The organism is Kitasatospora sp. NPDC091335 (assembly GCF_044757205.1).
Classification (GTDB): domain Bacteria; phylum Actinomycetota; class Actinomycetes; order Streptomycetales; family Streptomycetaceae; genus Kitasatospora.
In genome coordinates this window covers 106,033-127,454 of record NZ_JBIVUM010000012.1, presented here as the reverse complement: position 1 = coordinate 127,454, position 21,422 = coordinate 106,033, and the positions used below count along the sequence as shown (strand labels likewise).

General features: G+C 75.3%; 2 protein-coding genes. Both read right to left on the bottom strand.

Going from position 1 to position 21,422, the window contains the following annotated elements:
* Positions 1 to 12 precede the first annotated feature (12 nt).
* A complete protein-coding gene (locus ACIQOW_RS24525; RefSeq protein WP_401088316.1) occupies positions 13 to 19,458 on the bottom strand; it encodes an SDR family NAD(P)-dependent oxidoreductase in 19,446 nt (6,481 codons plus the stop codon).
* Complete coding sequence (gene asnB, locus ACIQOW_RS24520) at positions 19,455 to 21,392, bottom strand: asparagine synthase (glutamine-hydrolyzing) (RefSeq protein ID WP_401088314.1); 1,938 nt, start codon at positions 21,390 to 21,392, stop codon at positions 19,455 to 19,457. Before asnB ends, ACIQOW_RS24525 begins: the two co-directional genes overlap by 4 nt.
* Between the last annotated feature and the right edge of the window lie 30 nt (positions 21,393 to 21,422).

Below are 21,422 nucleotides of genomic sequence, written 5' to 3'. Positions count from 1 at the left end.
GCGCGTCCGGCGCTACCCGGCGGCCGACACCGTGCGGACGGCCGCCAGCCACTCGTCCGCCATCCGCCGGGCCGTGGCCTGCTCGAAGGCCCTGGTGTCGTACTTGAGGAAGGCCTTGTAGCCGTCGCCCTCCCGGTAGACCTCCAGGGCGAGCGGGTACTCGCCCGGGTAGGGCAGGTCCTCGAAGGTCCCGAGGTCCAACTCGCCGGGCCCGGCGGGCGAGCCGCCGGTGAGCAGCTCGGCGCCGTCGAAGTTCTGGAACAGGAAGTTGGCCCGCACCAGCGGCTCGTCACCGCCGCCCAGGGCCCGGCCGATCTCCGCCAGCGGGTAGGCGCCGTGCTCGATCCCGGCCACCACCCGGCGGTGGAGCGACCTGAGCTGCCCGGCGACGTCCTCCGGGGCGCCGGCCGGGGCAGTGGCCGTGGACCGGATCGGCAGGCAGTTCGCGAACTGGCCGACCACGTCCTGGAACCGCTCTTCGTAGCGCGCCACCGTGGTGACCCCGGCGATCAGGTCGTCCTGTCCTGTCCACCGGTGCAGGCACCGGGCGTAGGCCGCGAACAGCACGGTCGAGACGCTGACCCGGTGCCGGCGCGCCGTACCGGCGACCTCGGCGGCCAGCTCACCCGGCACCCGGGCCACCACCACGTCGGCGTCGGGCAGCCGCCCCGGCACCGGCGGACGGTCGTACGGCAGGGCGAGCCGCCGGTCGGCGCCGGCCAGTTCCGTCAGCCAGTGGTCCCGGTGGCGCCGCCCTCGCGGGCCGGCCAGCAGCTCCTCCTCCCAGGCGGTGAACTCGCCGAACTCGGCGCCGCGCAGCCGCGCCCGACCCCGGTAGGCGTCGCCCAGCGTGCGGACCAGCAGGGCCGTGGAGGTGCCGTCCAGCAGGATGTGGTGGGCGGTGACCAGCAGCAGGCGGCGGCCGTCGGGGAGCGTGACCAGGTGCGCCCGGACCAGCGGCCCCGCGGCCAGGTCGAAGGGAGCGCCGACCAGTTCGCGCAGCGCGGCCTGCCGGCCGGCCCTGGTGGTGGCCGTGAGAGCGACCCGCTCGAAGGACGGGCCCCGGGCCGGATCGACCTCCAGGTACGGCACGCCGTCCCGTTCGGCGATCACCGCGCCCAGCAGCGGGTGGATCGCGGACTGCTCCAGGACCGCGCGCTCCAGCGCCGCCTCGTCCGGGTCGCCGTGGACCTCGAAGAGGAGCGGCAGGTGGTAGGCGACGGAGTCCGGGCAGCGCAGCTGGTCCCGGTACATGGTCAGCTGCCCGCTGGACAGGGCCCAGCGCCGCCCGGGGGCACCGGCCAGGTGGGCGCAGAGCGCGTCGACGCTCTCGGCCTCGAACAGCAGGGTCGGGGAGACGTCCTCGCCGAAGTGCTCGCGCAGGGCGTTGGTGAGCTGGAGGACGAGGATCGAGTCCAGCCCGTAGTCGGTGAGCGGGGCGGAGGTGTCGATCCGCTCGGCGGGGATGCCGAGGACGGTCGCGGCCTTCGCCAGGATCAGCGCGGCAGGATCGGCCGGCGCCACCAGGACCGGTGCGGCGACGGGGGCGGCCTGCGCGGCGGGTGCAGGGGCAGGGGCAGGGGCGGGGGCGGGTGCCGGCGCAGGTGCGGGCGGTGCCTCGGCGGTACGGGCCTTGACGGGCCGGGTCGGGGTCGGGGCCGGGGCGGCCTGCGGCCGGCTTCCCTCCGGCACCAGCTGCCGGGACACCCCGTCGCTCTCCGCCGCGATGACCTGCTGTCCGAGCGGCAGCGCCCGGGACAGCGGGAACACCACGGTGCGGAAGCCCTCACCGGCCAGCACGTCCCGCCAGCTCTCGGGCGACAGCGCCGGCGAGCCGGGAATCCGCAGCGACCGGTCGTCGAACAGCCACCAGCCTTCGAGCAGACCGAAGGTCACATGGCTGAACAGGTCGAACGCGGAGAGCTCGTTCAGCAGCAGCCACCCGCCCGGCCGCAGGGCCGCCTTGGCGTTGCGCAGGGTGTTGCGGGTGTCCCTGGTCGCGTGCAGCACGTTCGCGGCGATGACCAGGTCGAAGACGCCCTCGGGCACCTCCTGTCCGGACAGCGGCTGCTCGATGTTCAGCAACCGGCAGTCCAGGTACGGCACTTCGGGGCCGTAGGAGGCCCGGGCGTGGTTCAGGAAGGCCTTGGACACGTCCGTGTAGACATAGCGCTCGATGCTCTCCCGGTACGGCTGGAGGGCCGCGAACATCCCCACGCTGGTGCCGCCGGTGCCGGCGCCGATCTCCAGGATCCGCAGCCGGGCGCCCGGCTCCCGGCGCAGCCGGTCGGCGACCAGCGCGGCGGCGCTCCCGGCCATGGTGCGGTTGAACAGGTCGGCGACGTGGTTGTCGCGGTAGCAGCCCTCCACCAGCTCCATCGAGCCGCGCGGGAACATCACGTCGGTCGGGCGGGTGCGGCCGGTCAGGATCTCGGGCAGGGCGCCGAGCATGGCCGAGGCCAGCCGCAGCTCCGCCGCCCGGTCGGGGTCCGTGGACCACCGCTCGCACTGCCGCTCCCAGCGGGCCAGCACGAGGTCGGCGGGCTCGGCGGGCACCAGGACCCGCTGGGCGTGCTCCCACCACTGGGCGTACTGCGGCAGCACCGCCGTGCGGTCGACGTCGGCCAGCTGCGCGGCGAGGACCTTGGCCAGCCACGGGTCCCGTTCGGCCCGCCGCCAGCGGACGACCTCGTCCAGGTCGGGGTCCGCCTCCGCCGTCGCCTCGTGGAGGCCGGAACCGAGGCCGGAGTCGAGTCCGGAGCCGGAGCCGGGGCCGGCCGGCAGCGCGCCGGTGTGCGGAGGGCCGGCCGGGGCGGGCGCGGAGACCCTGGTGGCGCGGTCGAAGTTGGCCAGGGTGTTGCGCCGGTCGGTCCGCACGTAGGCGAGCTGCCGCTGCGCGCCGCCGAGCAGGGCGTCCAGGGCGGCGAGCCCCTCCGGCGGTTCGATCGACACCAGGCCGACCCTGGTCATCCGCTCCCGGTAGAACTCGGAGGTCACGCTCCCGAGTCCGCCCCACCAGCCCCAGTTCATCACCCGCACCGGGGTGTCCCAGTGCTGCCCCAGGGCGTGGGCGTAGGCGTCGCTGAAGGTGCAGCCGGCCGCGTAGTTGCCCTGGCCGGCGGCGGTCGTGAAGGACTGCATCGAGGACATCAGGACGGCGAAGTCCAGCGGTTCGCCGTCGAACACCTCGGCCATCGCGGCCGTCACGTCGACCTTGGCGGCCAGGGCGGCCCGCAGGTCGGCCTCGTCCATCCGGGCGAAGGTGGCGTCCCGCAGCACCAGGGTGGCCTGGACGACGCCGTGCACCCGGGGGTGCTCGCGTCGGACCTCCGCCAGCGCCCGGCGCAGCGCGGCCGGGTCCCCGGCGTCGGCCTGGAGGTAGCGGACGTGCCCGGGGCCTCCGGCGGCGTGGATCCGCTCGGTGATCGCGGCGTCCTGCGCCCGGCGGCCGATCCAGGTGACGTGGGCGCCGTGGTTCCCGACCACGTGGCCGGTCCACGCCGCGCCCAGCCCGCCGGCGCCGCCGATGACGACGTACACGCCGCCGTCGCGGTACACCGGCCGCTCGGGGGCCTCGCACGGGGCCCAGCGGCGGGCCAGCCACTGACCGGTCCGCCGGACCCAGGAGTCGTCGGGGGAGTGGGCGGGCAGTGCGGTGAGGTCGGCGGGCCAGCCGGAGCCGTCCAGGTCGACCCGGCGGACGGTCCAGTTGCGGTACTCCCGGCCCAGCGAGCCGAACAGGCCGTGCAGCCCGGCGTGGGCGGGCTGGACCGCGTCGTCCGGGTGGGTGGCCAGGGCCCGGGTCGTCACCAGGGTGATGCCGAGCGGCCTGGCGTCGTAGCCGGCCGCGATCAGCGCCTTCACCAGCCGGAACGCCGCCACCACGCCGTCGTTCTGCGCGCCGGTGTACCCGGCGGCGTCGGTGGGCGCGAGCTTGGTCTCGGGCGCCGTCCACACCAGGTGGTCGATCGGGCCGAGGCCGCGCAGCGCGGCGGTGGCCTCCTCGACGGTCGCGGTGGCGGGCAGCGGCCAGCCGAGCGCGCCTTCGAGCGGGGACGGACCGCCGACGACCAGGACCCGGTCCGCGGCGGCGGGCACCCGGGGGTCGGTCGCGGCGATCGGGTCCCAGACCGGGGCGTAGAGGGCCGGTTCGACGGGCGCGCCGGTGTGCGGTTCCGCGGGTGCGCCGGTCGTGACGGGTGCTCCGGTGCGCGGCGCGGTGACCGACGGCACGACGGACGACGGTGCGGTGGCCGACGGCACGACGGACGACGGTGCGGTGGCCGACGGCGCGACGGCCGACGGTGCGGTCCGGCGGGAGCTGTAGCCGGTCAGCCGGACCCGGACCTCGCCGTCCCCGTCCACCAGGTCGATGTCGAGCCGGCCGAGCGGCCCGGCCCCGATGCCCCGCACCACGGCCGTCATCGCCGGGGTGCAGGGGGCGAACAGGTCGAGCCGCTCCAGCGCGAACGGCACCGCGGTGTCGTGCAGTCGCGTCAGGTGCGCCGCGACGGTGGCCTGGATCGCCGAGTCGAGCAGGGCGGGGGCGAGTGCCCCGGGCTCGGCCGAGCCGGGCAGGACCAGTTCGGCGAGCACCGTGTCGGAGCCCACGTGCGCCTGCCGGATCGCCCGCAGGCTCGGGCCGTGCTCGATGCCCTTCGACCGCAGCGCCTGGTGGATCCGTTCGCCGGTCACCGTCTCCCGGCAGTCGGCGCGCAGGGCGGCGAGGTCCACCCTGGCCGGGCGCGGGGCGTCGGAGTGCGCCACCGTGCCCTCGCAGCGGACCGTCCCGCCGGTGGAGATCTCGAAGCGGTGGCCGCCACGGGCGGCTGCCCGCAGGCCGACCAGCACCTCGACGGGCTCCGCCCCGACCTCCAGCGGCTGCACCCACGTCACGTTGGTCATCCGCAGCCGGGTGCCGCCGAGGGCCCGGCGGGCCAGCTCCAGATGGGCGACGGCGGGCAGGATGTGCCGCCCCTGCACGACGTGGTCGCGCAGCAGGCCGTCCGTCCGGGCGAGCGTGACGCGGTCGCGGCCCGCCGAGGGCCCGTGCCGGTCCGGGGCGAACGGGTAGGTCGGCAGCGGGACGATCCGGCCGCGCGACGGCGCCGGGGCGTCGCCCGCCGGACGGGCGGGCGCGTCGCCGTCGAGCACCGCGAGCAGTTCGGCGGTGTCGCTCACCAGGCACGCGAAGCGGTGCTCGAAGCGCCTGCGGCCGGCCCACAGGGTGTGGGCGAGGTCGCCCAGGTCCACCGAGGGGTGGGCCCGCAGGTGCGCCGCGAGCCGGCGCCGCTGCTCGGCGAGCTGCGGTTCGGTCTGCGCCGACAGCACCACCGGGTGGTCCGTGCGCGGCGCCGGGGGCCGGACGACCGGCGGCGCCTCCTCGATGACGACGTGGGCGTTGGTGCCGCTGGCGCCGAAGGAGCTCACCACCCCGCAGCGCGGGCCGCCCTCGGGCGCGGCCCACTCCCGGGCCAGGGAGTTGACGTAGAACGGGCTGCCGGCCAGCGGGACCGCCTCGTTCGCGGTCTCGAAGTTCAGCGAGCCGGGGATCCGCCGGTGCCGCAGCGCCAGCAGGACCTTCAGCACGCCCGCGATGCCGGCGGCGAACTGGGCGTGCCCGATGTTCGTCTTCACCGAACCCAGCGCGCAGAACTCGGTGCGGTCGGTGCGGGCGCGGAAGACCCGGTCCAGGGCGCGGAACTCGATCGGGTCTCCCAGCGGAGTGCCGGTGCCGTGCGCCTCGACCAGTCCGATCCGCTCCACGTCGACGCCGGACCGCTCGTACAGCGAGCCGATCAGGTTCTCCTGGGAGACCGAACTCGGGGCGGTGATCCCGTTGGTGGCGCCGTCCTGGTTGACCCCGACGGCCGTGATCACGCCGTGCACGTGGTCGCCGTCCGCCAGCGCGTCGGAGAGCCGCTTGAGTACCACGACCCCGACGCCCTCACCGGGGACGAAGCCGTCCGCGCGGTGGTCGAAGCTGTGGCAGCGGCCGGTCGGGGACAGCATCCCGGCGCGGCCCGCGAGCCCGTACAGCCGCGGCGTGGACTGGACGAACACCCCGCCGGCCAGGGCCATCGAGGTCTCGCCGGACCAGAGGTCCTTGCAGGCCAGGTCGATCGCCACCAGCGAGCTGGAGCAGGAGGTGTCGACGGCGATCGCCGGGCCCTTGAGGTCGAGGGCGTAGCTGACCCGGCTCGGGATCACCGAGGCCATGTTGCCCCACAGGGCCTGGGCCGGGGCGTCCTCGTCGAGCAGTTCCAGGTAGTCCCCGGCCCAGGCGCCGACGTACACCCCGCAGGGGCGGTGCTCCATCCGGCCGGCGTACCCGGCGTCCTCCAGGGCCTTCCACGACTCCTCCAGCAGCAGCCGCTGCTGGGGGTCCATCGCGGCGGCCTCGGTGCCGGAGATGTTGAAGAACAGCGCGTCGAACTCGTCGATCCGGTCGAGGAAGCCGCCCCGGGTGCACGGGCTCACGCCGTCGAGGCGGAACCGGGTGGTGCCGGTGACCAGGTCGTCCCCGTGCTCCAGCCGGGTCCACAGCTCGTCGAGCGAGCCGGTGCCGGCGAACCGGCCGCTCATGCCGACCACCGCGATCGGCCCGCGGTCGGTGCTCTCCGGGGCGCGTTCCGCCCGTACGGGGCGGGGCTCCTGACGGACGGGGGCCGGAGCGACAGGGGACTGAGGGGCAGGAGCCGGAGCGGGCTCGGGGACGGGGGCCTCGGCGCGGGCGGGCGCGATGACGTCCCGGTACTCGGCGAGCAGGTGCGCGGCCAGCCGGTCGACCGTGCTGTGGTCGAACACCACCGTGGTCGAAAGGTCCAGCGCGAGCGCGGTGTTGAGCTCGTGGACCACCCTGACCCCGAGGATGGAGTCCAGGCCCAGGTCGGCGAAGGCGAGCCCGCCGAGGACCTCGCCCGGGTCCAGCGCGAGGGCCGCGGCGACCTTCTGCCGCACCAGCACGGGCACCAGCTCGTCCAGGTCGGCCGGTTCGCTGACCGGTTCGACGGCCTGCACCGGCTCCGGCGCCGCGACGGCCACCGGAGCGGCCACCGGAGCGGGTACGGCCGTAGGTGCGGGCGCCGCCCCGGCCGGGGCCAGGTCGCCGACCCAGAACCGGTCCGCCGCGAACGGGTAGGTGGGCAGCGAGACCGTCCGCCGCGCCCCCGGGTGCAGCCGCCGCCAGTCGACCGCGACGCCGGACGCCCACAGGGCCGCGATCTTGGTCAGCTCCCCGGCGGCGCTCCACCGCCGCACGAGCAGCTCCTGGAGCTCGCCGTCCGCGGTGAGTTCGGCGAGCAGCCCGCCGGAGGCCCCCGCGGTGCCCCGGTGTCCCCGGCCGGAACGCAGCGCGTCCCGCAGTTCCCCGGTGGAGGAGACCACGACCGCGTACCGCTCGGCCAGCGCCTCCCGCCCGACCTGGAGCGTGTACGCGACCCCGGCCAGCGGCGTCCGCGGCTCCCGGTCGAGGAACGCGGCCAACCGGTCGACGGAGGCGGTGAGTTGTTCGGGTGTCCGGGCGGACAGGACGACGACCTGCTCGGCGCCGTCCTCGGTGCCGTCTGCGGGTTGCACGGGATACTCCTCGACGATCACGTGCGCGTTGGAGCCGCCGGCACCGAAGGAGGACACCGCGGCGATCCGCGGGCCCTCGCTGTGCCAGGGCGCCAGTTCGCGCTGGAGCCGGAAGGGGGACGATGCGAAGTCGATGTTCGGGTTGGGCTGTTCGGCGTGCAGGGTGGGCACCAGCTCCCGGTGCCTGAGCTGGAGCAGCACCTTGGTGAGGCCGGCCACGCCGGCCGCGGCCTCCAGGTGCCCGATGCCGGACTTCACCGAGCCGAGCGCGCAGTACTGCCGGTCGTCGGTGTCCTGCCGGAACGCCCCGGCCAGCCCGGCGACCTCGATCGGGTCGCCCAGCTCGGTGCCGGTGCCGTGCGCCTCCACGTACCCGACCTGCCGGGCGGAGACGCCGGCGCGGTCGAGCACCCGGCGGATCAGCGCGCCCTGGGCGGTCGGGCTCGGCACGGTGTAACCGGTGCTGCGCCCGCCGTGGTTGACGCCGGTGGCGCGGATCAGCCCCAGCACCCGGTCCCCGTCGGCGAGCGCCCGGGACAGCGGCTTGAGCAGCACGCAGCCGACGCCCTCGCCGGGGACGAACCCGTGGCCGCCGGAGCCGAAGCTGCGGCAGTGCCGGTCGGAGGAGAGCATGCCGGAGCGGCACAGCTCGACGTAGTCCAGCGGGTGGGAGTAGACGTTCGCCCCACCGGCGATGGCGACCTCGCAGGCGCCGCTGCGCAGCTGCTCGCAGGCCTCGTGGATCGCGGTCAGCGAAGCCGAGCACATGGTGTCCACGGTCAGGCTCGGTCCGCACAGGTCCAGCAGGTAGGAGACCCTGGCACTCAGCGAGGCGAACGACAGCCCGGGGACGACGAGTTCGCCCGAGGGCAGCAGACCCGCCCCGTGCCGGGCGTGCCCGACCTTGGTGACGCCGGCGAACACCCCGACCCGGTGGTCGTGCTGCTCGGCGAGGCGCGCCCTGGTGTACCCGGCGTCCTCCAGCACCTCCCAGGAGGCCTGGACGAACAGCCGCTCCTGCGGGTCCATCGCGTACGCGTCGCGCGGGGCGATGCCGAAGAACCGCGGGTCGAAGTCCGCGAAGCCGTCCAGGAAGCCGCCCCACTTGCTGTAGCTGCGCCCGGTGGCGGCCGCGGTGCCGCGGTCGGCCTCGAAGAAGCCGTCCAGCGGCCAGCGGTCCAGTTCGCGGATGCTGTCGCGGCCGGCCCTGAGGTTCTCCCAGAAGCCGTCCAGGTCGGCGGCGCCCGGGTAGCGGCCGCTCAGCCCGATGACGGCGATGGGCTCGTCGGGGGCGACGGGTCGGCCCCCGACGGGCTGTGCGGTGGAGACGGCGGTGGAGACGGAGGCGGGAACGCCGGCCGGCCGCTGAGGCGCGGGCTCCGGCCGCCGGCCGGCGGCGAGCCTGGCGGCCACCGCCCGCAGGGTCGGGTGCTCGTAGAACAGGGTCGAGGAGACCTCCGGGTAGAACGGGGTGAGGGCGCGGTTGAGCTGGAGCACCATCACCGAGTTCAGGCCCGTCTCGACGAACGACCGGTCCGGGTCCACCTCGGCGGGGGCGAGCCCGCTGACCTCCGCGAGGACCTCCCGCAGGTGGTCCAGCACGGCGCGCTCGGACGGCGCGGTCGCGGGCGTGGCCACGGGCGGTGCCACCGGGACGGCCGGCACGCCGTGGTGCACCCACACCTGGTCCGCCCCGGTGTGCCAGGCGTCGACCAGGGCGGTGAGGCCGGTGCCGGTCGGCATCGGCACCAGCCCGCGGTCCTCCCGCAGGTAGGCCAGGGTGCGCTCGTCGACGGCCATGCCGCCGTCCTGCCACAGCGGCCAGGCGACGGAGAGCGTCCGGCCGCGCCGCTGTCCGCGGGCGACCGAGGCGTTCCGCGCGGCGGCGAACTCGTCCAGGAAGGCGTTGGCGGCCGCGTAGTCGCACTGCCCCGGGTTGCCGGTGATCCCGGCGCCGGAGGAGTAGGCGAGCAGGAACTCCAGCGGGCAGTGCTCGGTGGCCCGGTCGAGGTGGACGAGCCCGTCCGCCTTCGCCCCGAGGACCTCCTCCCACTGTTCCGGGGTCTTGTCCGCGAGCGGCGCGTCGCGGACCACGCCCGCGGCGTGCACCACTCCGGTGACCTCGCCCGCCTCGGCGACCAGGTGGCGGACCTCCTCCCAGCGCGAGACGTCGGCCCGGACGTAGCGGGCCAGCGCGCCGGCCAGGCGCAGCTCGGCGAGCAGCGCCGTCACCCGCTCGTCGGCCGGTGACCGGCCCGCGAGGACGAGGGTGGGCCGCCGGACGTCGGCGGCGATCCGGCGGGCCGTCGCGGCGCCGATGCCCCCGGCCCCGCCGGTGACGAGGTAGACGCCGCCGTCCCGCCACGGCGGGGCGGGGTGGCCGGCGGCGGGGCCGGCCTGGGTCCAGATGCGGGTCTGCCGGACGCCGTCGTGGTAGCGGACGAGGTCGTCCGCCCCGTCGGCGTTCTCCGCGACCACCGCGGCCGGGTCGGCGGCCGCGGCGCCGTCCACGACGATCACCTGACCGAGGACCCGCGGGTCCTCCTTGGCCACCGAGCGCAGCAGTCCGGCCAGGGCGGGGGTGTCGGTGACCACCTGGACCAGCACCGTGCCGTCCTCGGCCGTCAGGCCCCGGACGGTCTCCAGCAGCTTCCAGGACAGGTCGCGGAACCGGCTCTCGGGCCGCCGCTTGGCGGTCTCCAGCCGGATCGCCCCGGGGACGTCCCCGGCGATGCCGCACAGCACGACCGCGCGGCGGTCGTGGCGGCGCCCGGGCGCGGCGGGCGCCGGGGCCCACTGCGGGACCGACAGGGTGGTGACGGGTGCCTCGGCGCGCTCGGTGACCGGCTCGGCGGTCGGATCAGCGGCGGGCTCGGCGAGGGGCCGGGCCACGGGCCGGCCGGCCGGTCCCGGGACCGGCCCGGTCCGGGGAAACCAGAACCGGTCCCGGGCGAAGGGGTACCCGGGCAGGTGCACCCGCCCGGGCGGGGGGCCGTCGGCCGGGACCGACGGGTCGACGGCCTCACCGGCGATCCAGCGCGCCAGCGCGCCGGAGGCCTCGCCGCGCTCGCCGGTGGTCACGAACGCCCGCAGGCGGTCGGCGAGTTCGGCCGGGGAGGACACCGTCCAGCCGATCCGCTCGGCCATCTCCTCGCGGCCGGCCGTGAGGGTCCGGGCGACGGAGCGCAGCGACACCCCGTCCCCGTCCGGGGACTCCAGGAAGGCCAGCAGGTCCCGGGCCCGGTCGGTCAGCTGCCGGGCCGTACGGGCCGACAGCGGCACCGCGACGTCCCCGGAGGGCCCGCCCCGCTCCGCACCGTCCCGGACGTACTCCTCGACCACGACGTGGGCGTTGACGCCGCCGAAGCCGAAGCTGCTCACCCCGGCGCGCCTCGGCGCCTCACGGCCGTCGCGGTCGCGCGGGCGCGGCCACGGCTCGTTCTCCCCGACCAGGTGGAAGGGCCCGTCGGCGAGCTCCACGAACGGGTTGACCCGCCGCAGGTGCCGGTTGGCGGGCAGCACCCCGTGCCGGAGCGCGAGCAGCACCTTCAGCAGCCCCGCGATGCCCGCCGCGGACTCCAGGTGCCCGATGTTGGTCTTGACCGAGCCGAGCCCGCAGGCGCCGTCGTCGCTGCGGCCGAGCCGGCGGAACGCCGTGCGCAGCGCGCGGACCTCGACCGGGTCGCCGAGGGCGGTGCCGGTGCCGTGGGTCTCGATGTAGCCGATGGTGTCCGGGTCGAGGCCGCCGACCGCGGCGGTCACCAGCTCGGCCTGGGCGTCGGCGTTCGGCGCGGTGAGCGAGTTGGCCCGGCCGCCGTGGTTGTAGGCGCTGCCCCGGAGCACGCCGAGGATCGCGTCGCCGTCCCGCTCGGCCGCCGCCAGCGGCTTGAGGATCACGGCCCCGACGCCCTCGCCGCGCACGTAGCCGTCGGCGTCGGCGTCGAAGGTGCGGCACAGGCCGTCCGGGCTGAGCATCCCGGCGCGGTGGGCGCTGACGAAGGTGCCGGCGTCGAGCAGGACGTTCACCCCGCCCGCGATCGCCAGGTCGCACGCGCCGGACCTGATGGCCTCCATGGCGCGGTGCACCGCCACCAGCGAGCTGGAGCAGGCGGTGTCGATGGGCTCGCTCGGGCCGCGCACGTCGAGCAGGTAGGAGATCCGGTTGGCCAGGATCGAGTGGGTGTTGCCGGTCGCGGTGAAGGCGTCCGGCTGCACCCCGCCGGTGGTGAGCAGCGTCGCGTAGTCGTTGCCGGTGACGCCGATGAACACCCCGGTGTTGGCGGGGAGTTCGCTCGGCCGGTGGGCGCTGTCCTCCAGCGCCTGCCACACCGTCTCGAGTACCAGGCGGTGCTGCGGGTCCATCAGCTCGGCCTCGCGCGGCAGGATGCGGAAGAACGCCGCGTCGAAGGCGTCGACGTCGTCCAGCACGCCCATCCGCTGGGGGAAGTCCAGGCCGGCGATGGTCCGGCGCTGCTCCTCGTCGTAGCGGTCCAGCGGGAAGCCGGTGACGGAGTCCCGCCCGGCCACCAGGTTGGCCCAGTACTCGGTGAGGTCGCGGGCGCCGGGGAAGCGTCCGGCGGCGCCGATCACGGCGATCGGCGGTAGCGGGTCCGTCCCGGCACGGGGTGACGGTGCCGGTGCGGGAGCCGTGGCGGTCGAGGGGACCGGCGCCGTGGCGGCCGCGGGGACGACCGCTGCGACGGCCACGGGACGGGCCGGGTCGAGCGGCGCGGCCGGGACCCCGTGCTCGTCGACCAGGTGGGCGCCCAGCGCCTCCAGGGTGCTGAGGTCGAAGAACACGGCCGGGCTGACCCTGGCGCCGAAGCGCTCCTCGATCTGCTCGGCGAAGGAGACCAGCGAGATGGAGTCGAAGCCGAACGCGTCCAGGCCGGTCCTCGGGTCGAGTTCGGCCGGCTCGAACTTCAGCAGCCCCGCCGCGATCTCGCGCAGCACCTCCACGACGCCGGACGCCGCCGGCCCGGTCGCGGCGGTCGTGGCTGCGGCGGTGGTGGTCGGGGCTGCGGTGGCTGCGGTGGTCGTGGTCACGGCAGCCGTGGCCACGGCCGGCTGAACGGCGGCCGGCCGAACCACGGCGGGCCGCGCGGCCCGGTGGCCGGCCGAGGCGGTGCCCCCGGTGCCGTACCGCACGCCGTCCAGCACGCCGAGGATCTCGCCGGAGCCGTCGGCCAGGACGATCCGGTCCCCGCCGAGGACGACGTGGGCGACCGGACCCCCGGCCCGGACGGTGACCTCCCCGATCCGGTTGGGCGCGACCCGCGGCCACTCCGGATCGCCGGCCCGGCGCGCCGTCCACTGCACGCCCAGGGCGATCGCGGCGAGCACGGACGGTTCGATGCCGACGTTGCGCCGGACGTGGTCCTGCTGGAACTCGGGGCCGGACAGGTGCAGCACGGTCCGGCCGTCCCGGGCGGTGGACACCCCGTCGACGCCGCAGGAGGCGGGCCGGGGAACGACCCCGCCCTCGGCCAGTCCGGCCAGGAAGCCGGCCCGGTCCAGCAGCGGCCGCAGGCCGGTGAGGTCGATCCGTCCGGCCGGCGGCGCAGTGGCCGGCCGGACGGTGAACTCCACGGCCGGCGGCCCGTCCCCGGCCCGCACCAGCCCGTGGCCGTCGGCGAACTCGGTGACCAGGCGGTCGGTGGCGGACCAGTCGACCGGACGCAGCACCCGCAGGTCGTGGACCGCGGGCTCGTCGGCGAACCCGGTGACCTTCGCGGTGGCGAGCGCGAGGTCCACCGCGAAGGTGGACACGACGACGGGCACCTTGTCCTGCCGGTAGGTGTAGTCCAGGAGGTCGTCGAGGCGGATCTCCGCGGTGTAGCGCAGCCCGCGGACGTCGGACTCGTTGCGGCCCAGGAACGGGTGCAGCCGCTCCCGGTAGGCCAGCGGGGCGAGCACGGACGGCGCGTCGGGCTCCTGCTCGACCCAGCAGCGCACCTGCTCGAAGGGGTACGGGGGCAGCGGGACCCGGCGGGCCGTGGGCAGCCGGTCCCAGTCGACGCCGCGGCCCGCGAGCCAGGGCCCGGCCACCTCGTGGTCCGGCAGCTCCCGCCGGCCCGCCAGGTAGCCGTCGACGGCGGCCAGCGCGGAGGCCAGGTCGGCCGCCACGAAGGCCCAGCGGTGCGGCAGTTCGTTCTTCCCCACCCGCAGGGTGAAGGCGATGTCGGGCAGGTCGGCCTCGCGGGCCCCGGCCAGGTGGTCGCGGAAGACGGCCAGGTAGCGGCCGAGGGCGGCCTCGTTCATCGCGGAGAACACGAACAGCTGCTCGCCGAACGGCTCCCGGCGCACCGGGTGCGGCGGGTACTCCTCCAGGATGATGTGCGAGTTCATGCCGCCGGCCCCGATCGAGGTGATCCCGGCCCGGCGAGGGTGGGTGACCTGCCGGCCGTCGACCGTGGTGACGACGGGCTGCCAGTCGGCGAGGGTCTGCTGCACCCGGAACGGCGTGTCCGCGAAGTCGATGTCCGGGTTGAGCTCCGTGCTGTGCAGCGAGGGCACCAGCTTGCCGTGCCGCAGTTGCAGCAGCACCTTTGCCAGGCCCACCATCCCGGCGGCGGCCAGCAGATGGCCCATGTTGGCCTTGACCGACCCGAGCGCGCAGTACTGCCGGTCCTCGGTGAACCCGCGGAACGCCGTGGTGAGGGCGCGCACCTCGATCGGGTCGCCCAGCGCGGTGCCCGAGCCGTGGCCCTCCACGTAGGTGATCGTCCGCGGGTCGATCCCGGCGTCCTCGACGGCCTTCTCGACCGCCCTGGCCTGCATGGCCGGGCTGGGCACGGTGAAGCCGTTGCGGGCACCGGCGTTGGACAGGGCGGTGCCCTTGATCACGGCGTACACGTGGTCGCCGTCCCGCTCCGCGTCGACCAGCGGCTTGAGCACCACCGCGCCGACGCCCTCGCCGAGGATGGTGCCGTCCACGCCGACGCCGAAGCTGCGGATCACGTCGGAGGTGCCGGTGGTGAAGTGCTCCTCCGAGGAGGTGACCAGGTTGTACGGGTGCAGCAGCAGGTTGACGCCGCCAGCGACCACCATCGGGCACTCGCCGGCCCGCAGCATCTGCACGGCCTGGTGGACGCAGGTCGAGGAGGCCGAGCACATGGTGTCCAGGAAGATCGACGGCCCGGTCAGGCCGTAGAAGTAGGACAGCATGTTGGGGATCGTCCCGGTGTAGCTGCCGCTCTGCGGCGCTCCGCGGGTGAGGCTGTTCTGGAAGCCGTACAGGTTGTAGTGGTTGCTCATCGTCCCGACGAGCACGCCGACGTCGCCCTGGTAGCGCCGCCGGATGGTCTCCCGGGAGTAGCCCGAGTCCTCCAGGGCCTGCACGCCGGCCTGGAGGAACAGGCGTACCTCCGGGGACATCTGCTCGGCCTCGCGCTTGGAGATCCGGAAGTAGCGGGGGTCGAAGGCGTCGATGTCGCGCAGGAAGGTCCCGGTGCGGATGACGCTCTTTCCCCGGACGGACCGGTCGCTGTCGTGGACGATGCCGTGGTCCCAGCGCTCGGCGGGGATCTCCTCGAAGCTGTGCCGGCCGTTCTCCAGCAGCTCCCACAGTTCGTCGAGGGTGTCGGCGCCCGGGTAGCGGCCGGACACCCCGATGATCGCGATGTCGTGCCGGTCGTCCCGGTCCCGCCGGGGCCGCGACGGCGCCTCGGGCGCGGTGACGGTGGCCTGCCCGCTCTCCTGCACCGCCGAGGGCTCCGGCACCGCCGAGGCTTCCGGCACCGCCGAGGGCTCCGGCACCACCGACGGCTCGGACACCACCGGGGGCTCCGGTACGGCCGAGCCGAGGACGGCCTCCAGCTGCTCGCGCCGGGACTCCACGAAGTGGGCGGCGACGTCGGCGATGTTCAGGTACTCGAAGAAGATCGTCTTGGAGAGCGGCCCGAACAGCTTCTCCAGCTCGGTGGTCACGCCCATGATGCTCAGCGAGTCGATGCCGTACTCGATGAGGTTGGTGGCCGGGTCGAGGTGCTCCGGGGGGTGCCGGAGGACCTCGGCGACGACCCGCCGCAGCAGTTCCTCGGTCCGCTCGGTCAGGTCCCCGCCGTCGGCGCCGGAGGCGGCGGGAACCGCGGGTGCGGCCGGTGCCTCCGCGGGAGGGGCGGCGGCCGTCCTGGCCGCGAGCGTCGCGCCGGCGCCGTAGCCGACCACGACGTGGGCCGGGGCGTCGGCGGCGAGCGCCCGGCCGAGGGCGAGCAGCCCGTCCTCGGTGGGCAGCGGCTCCCAGCCGCGCTCGCGGCGCATCGCCTCCCGGCCGGCGGCGTCCATCGTCATGCCGCCGTCCGCCCACAGCGGCCAGCCGATCGCGACGGTACGGCCGCCGCGCTCCCCGGCGTCGACCAGGGCCTGCCGGTGCCCGGCGAAGGCGTCCAGGAACGCGTTGGCCGCGGCGTAGTCGGACTGGCCCGGGTTGCCGTACACCGAGGCGACCGAGGAGAACAGCACGAAGTGGTCGAGGCCGAGGTGGCGGGTGGCGGCGTCGAGGTTGAGGGCGCCGCGGATCTTGGGCGCGGTCACCGTGCGGACGTCGGCCAGGTCCTTGCGCACCAGGTACTGGTCGCGCAGCACGCCGGCCGCGTGGACGACCCCGTCGAGCGAGCCGTGGTCCCGCAGGATCGTCTCGACCGCGGCCCGGACCTCCTCGGCGTCGGTGACGTCCACCGGCAGGTAGTGGGCGTCGACGCCGTCGGCGCGCAGCGCGTCGAGCGAGCCCGACGCGGACCGGCCGCTGAGCACGACCGTGGCCTGGGCCCGGCCGTAGTAGCGGGCGACGTGGGGGCCGAGGCCGCCCAGGCCGCCGGTCACCCAGTACACCCCGCCGGTGCGCAGCGCGGGCACGGCGGGGCCGGACCCGAGCGGCGTCTCCACCGGCTCCAGCACCTGCCGGACGCCGTCGGCCGCCCGGCGGACCTCGCTGTCGGCGCCGTCGTCGGCGCACTCCTCGCGGACGATCCGCTCGACCGTCGTGTGGCCGGCCGCGTCCAGCCCGTCGACCCGCACCACCCGTCCCGAGACCAGCGGGTTCTCCGCGGCGACGGTGCGGAACAGGCCCGCGAGCGGCCGGTGGAAGTGCGCCGGGACGCGTCCGTCGACCAGCACCACGAAGCGGTGCTCCGTGGTGGGCCGGGAGGCCAGCACGTCCCGGACGGCCGCGAACACCGCGTCCGTCACGGCGTCGACGCCGTCGGCCGGGGCCGACGCGGAGATGCCGGGCAGCGCGGGGGTGTGCGGGGTGCGGGCGGTGGCGCCGGGGAGCAGCGGCCGGTCCGTCCACCGGGTGGTGGCGGTGACGACGCGGGGGCCGGCGCCGGTGGCGCGCTGGGCCAGCCCGCGGAGCGTGGCGTGCACGGTGCCCTCCCGGTCGCACAGGTCGATGTCGAAGGTGGCCACGGTTCCCGAGCCGCCGGTCCGCCGGACCGAGGCCCAGCTCTCGGCCGGGCACGGCCGGTGGACCAGCACCTCGTCGAGGGCCAGCGGGAGGGTCGGGCCGTCCTGGTCGCCCATCAGGGAGACGGAGACCTGGAAGGCCGCGTCGAGCAGGCTCGGCGGCAGCAGGTGGCCGCTGCCCTCGGGCTCGGTGGCCCGGATGCGGGCGAGTGCCTGGCCTGCGCCGGTGCGCAGCTCCCGCAGCGCGCGCATCGCCGGGCCGTACTCCAGGCCCTGGGCGCGCAGCCGCTGCTGGACGGTCTCCGGGTCGGCCGCGTCGGGGCAGGAGGCGCGCAGCGCGGCCAGGTCGAGCGGGGCCGGCGGGGCGGGCGGCACGAGGTCGGCGCGGCCGGTGCCGTGGACCGTCCCGTCGACCCGGAACCCGACCGCGATCCCCTGCTCCCCGGGCGTCAGTTCGACCTGGACGTCGACCGGTTCCCCGTCCACGGTGACCGGCCGCAGCCAGGCCAGGTCGTTCAGCCGGACGGTGCCCTCCCCGGTGGCGGAGCGCTCCACGGCGGCCCTGGCCATCTCGACGTAGGCGGCGGCGGGCAGCACCCGCCGGCCGCCGACGCGGTGGTCGTCGAGGAAGGGCTCGGCGCCGGTGAAGGTCGAGGTGTAGCGCTGCTGCGCCAGGTCGGAGGTGTTGCGGTGGACGAGCGGGTGCAGCTGCCCGACGGCGGGGGCGACGGGCTCCGGCATCCGGTACCAGTGCCGGTCCCGGGCGAACGGGTAGGTGGGCAGCCGCACCCGGTGGGCCCCGGGGTGGTGCGGCCAGCCGGCGTCCCCGCCGCCCAGCCAGTCCTCGACCGCCGTCATGACCTCGGGGCCGGCACCGGCCGGGTTGAGGGACCCGCCCGCGGCGAGCGCGCCGGAGGCGAGCGACTCCAGGGCGGCGGCCAGCTGCTCCCGGTCGGCGACGACCAGTGCCGCCCGGACGGCCAGCGGCTCGCGGCCCACCCGCAGGGTGTGGGCGACGTCGGCCAGGGACTGCCGCGGCCGCAGCGCGGACTCCGCCGCGAGCAGGTGCTCGCGCAGCTGCGCCGCGAGGGCGCGCAGCCGCTCGGGGCTGCGCGCGGACAGCGGGAGGACGTACGGTCCGGGGCCTTCGGAGGGCGCGGCTCGGTGCTCCGGCTCCTCCAGCAGCAGGTGGGCGTTGGTCCCGCCGAAGCCGAAGGAGCTGACGCCGGCCCGGCGGGGGGCGCCCTCGGGGGCGGGCCAGGGCGTCGTCCCGTCCACGACGTAGAAGGGGCTGCCGTCCAGGTTGATCAGCGGGTTGAGGGCCTGGAAGTTGACGGTCGCGGGCAGCACGCCGGCCGCCATGGCGGCGACGACCTTCACCACGCCGGCCACTCCGGCGGCGGACTCCAGGTGCCCGATGTTGGTCTTGATCGAGCCGATGCCGGTGGTGCCGGGGCTGGGCTCGGTGCCGGCCGCCTCGTACAGGCTGCGGAAGGCGCGCTTGAGGCCGACGACCTCGATCGGGTCGCCGACCGGGGTGCCGGGGCCGTGGGCCTCGATGTAGCCGACGGTGTCCGGGGCGACGCCCGCCCTGGTGTGGACGGACTCGATCAGCGCGGCCTGGGCGGCCGGGCTGGTCACGGTCAGCGAGTTGGTCCGGCCGCCGTGGTTGGTGCCGACCCCCTTGATCACCCCGTGGACGGGGTCGCCGTCGGCGAGCGCCCGGGCGAGCGGCTTGAGCAGCAGGACGGCCCCGCCCTCGCCGCGGACGAAGCCGTCGGCGTTCTCGTCGAAGGCGTGCGCCCGGCCGGTGGGCGAGAGCATGCCGGCCTTGCTGAACGCGACGAAGAGCTTGGGGGACCAGCACAGGTTCACGCCGCCGGCGAGTGCCAGGTCGCAGTCGCCGTTGTTCAGCGCGGTCACCGCCTCGTAGACGGAGACCAGGGAGCTGGAGCAGGCGGTGTCGTTGGCGATGCTCGGGCCGTGGAAGTCGAAGTAGTAGGAGAGCCGGTTGGCGACGATCGAGTAGGCCGTCCCGGTCGGGAGGTAGGCGTCGGTGGCCACGTCGTCGCGCTCGATGAGTTCGGCGTAGTCGGCGTGGCACAGGCCCATGAAGACGCCGGTGTTGCTGCCCGCGAGTTCTCCCGCGCGGTAGCCCGCGTCCTCGATGGCCTTCCAGGCGAGTTCGAGGGCGAACCGCTGCTGCGGGTCCATCGTCTCGGCCTCGCGCGGGGAGATGTTGAAGAAGGCGGCGTCGAAGCGGTCCGCGTCCTCGACGAAACCGGCCCAGATGCTGTTGGTGCGCTCACCGCCGGTGCGCGGGTCGCCGAAGTAGCGCTCCTTGGACCACCGTTCGGCGGGGACTTCGGTGATCAGCGAGCGTCCGGCGGCGAGGTGGCCGAAGAGCGTGGGGAGGGTGTCGGCCCCGGGGAAGCGCAGGGCGAGCCCGATGATGGCCGTGCCGTCGGTGGTCACCGGGTCTCCTTCTCGGTCCGGACGGCGTGACGCCGGTCCACGGTCACCTTCAGGTCGAGCGCTCCGGCCGGGGCGCCGCCGGCCCGGCCCGCGCCGTCGAGCACGAACTGCCGGTGGAGCACGGCGGTGGTGAGCAGGTAGACGAAGGCCTGGTCCTCCTTGGTGCTCACCTCCTCGACGGGCGAGGACATGATCCGGTCCGTCAGCCGGCGGGCGAAGCGCTGGTCCAGGAAGTCGAGCTTGCCCAGCTCGCCGTCGGAGAGCACCAGTTCGAGGTAGTCGGGGCGGTGCTCCTTGAACGCCCCGGCCCCCGGGGCGCGGTAGGGCTGCTTGGGGCGGACGGTGGTCCACTGCGGGAGTTCGGCGCGGAACGCCTTCTTCAGCAGGGCCTTCTCGTTCCAGCCGTCGTCGAAGCGGAGGTTGACCGAGGCGGCGGCCCGCACCACCGCGGGGTCGAGGAACGGGCAGCGGTTCTCCACGCTGTGCGCCAGCGCGACGCGCTCGCCCTGGGTCGAGAGCAGGAAGCCGGGCAGCAGGGTCTTGTACTCCAGCCACTGGGCCTTCTGCACCGCGGACAGGGACCGGTAGCCAGGGGTCCGGTCGACCAGGTCGAGCAGGCCGGCGAACGGGTCGTCCTTGGCGGCGAGCAGCCGGGCCGCGAACCTGCCGTTCTGGTAGCGCAGTTCGTGGGAGAACAGGCCGGGGAGCCGCTCGGTGGCGAACTGCTGGTACAGGCCGAGCAGATGGCTCTGGTGGGCCGGCCCGAAGTGCGACAGCTCGGGGTGCAGGGTGGCGAGGGCGGCGCGGCGCTCGGTGTCGGAGAGCTCGTGCCAGCGCTCGCGCAGCATGGTCTCGCGGAACAGCGAGTAGCCGAGGAAGGCCTCGTCGGCGCCCTCGCCGCTGAGCACGGTCTTGATGCCGGCGTCGCGGACGTGGCGGGAGAGCAGGAACATCGGGACGAAGGACGTCCGGAAGGTGGGCACCTCGGCGTGGTACACCGCGGCCGGCAGGTTGTCGGCGATGTCCGCGCCGGTGACCGGGAGGGCGGAGTGCAGGGTGCCCAGGTGTCCGGCGACCAGGAGCTGGCTGTCGGACTCGTCGAAGTCCTTGTCCTTGAAGGCGACCGAGAAGGTGCGGACCTGGTGCCGGGACAGTCTGGTCGCCAGGCTGGTCACCACGGAGGAGTCCAGGCCGCCGCTCAGGTAGACGCCGACCTCGACGTCGGAGCGCAGGCGCAGTTCCACCGCGCTGCGCAGGTTCTCCCGGACGAACGCGACCGCCTCCTGCTCCGTGCCGTCGAAGCCCGGGACGTCGAAGGTGAGTTCCTCGTACGCGCGCAGGGTGCGCCCGCGCCCGTTCACCTCCAGGTAGGAGCCCATCGGCAGCTGGCGGACGCCGGCGAAGGGCGTGCGGTCGGGCAGCGGCGTCCACACCGCGTAGACGGCCGCCAGGTCCTGCGGGGACAGCTCGAACCGGAAGCCGGGGAAGGCGCCGAAGGCCTTCGCCTCGGAGGCGAACAGCAGGGCGCCGTCGTGCTCGGCGTAGTACAGCGGGCGCTTGCCGTAGCGGTCGCGGGCCAGCACCAGCCCGCCGGTCGCGCTGTCCCTGATCGCGAGCGCGAACGGGCCGTTGAAGCGGGCGAAGCAGTCCGGGCCCCACTGGAGCCAGGCCTGGAGCGCGACCTCGGTGTCGGAGTGGTCGGTGCGGAACGGGCGGCCGAGGGCCTCCAGCTCCGCGCGCAGCTCGACGTGGTTGTAGATCTCGCCGTTGAAGCAGATCCAGTGGCGCTCGGTCGGGTCGGCCATCGGCTGGTCGCCGTCGGCGGGATCGACGATCGCCAGCCGTACGGTGCCCATGGCGAGCCCGTCGTCCAGGTAGTAGCCGGCCTGGTCCGGTCCGCGGTGGCGGATGGTCGAGAGCATCGAGGTGATCACCCCGGTGGCTCCTGGCAACGGGCCCGAGAG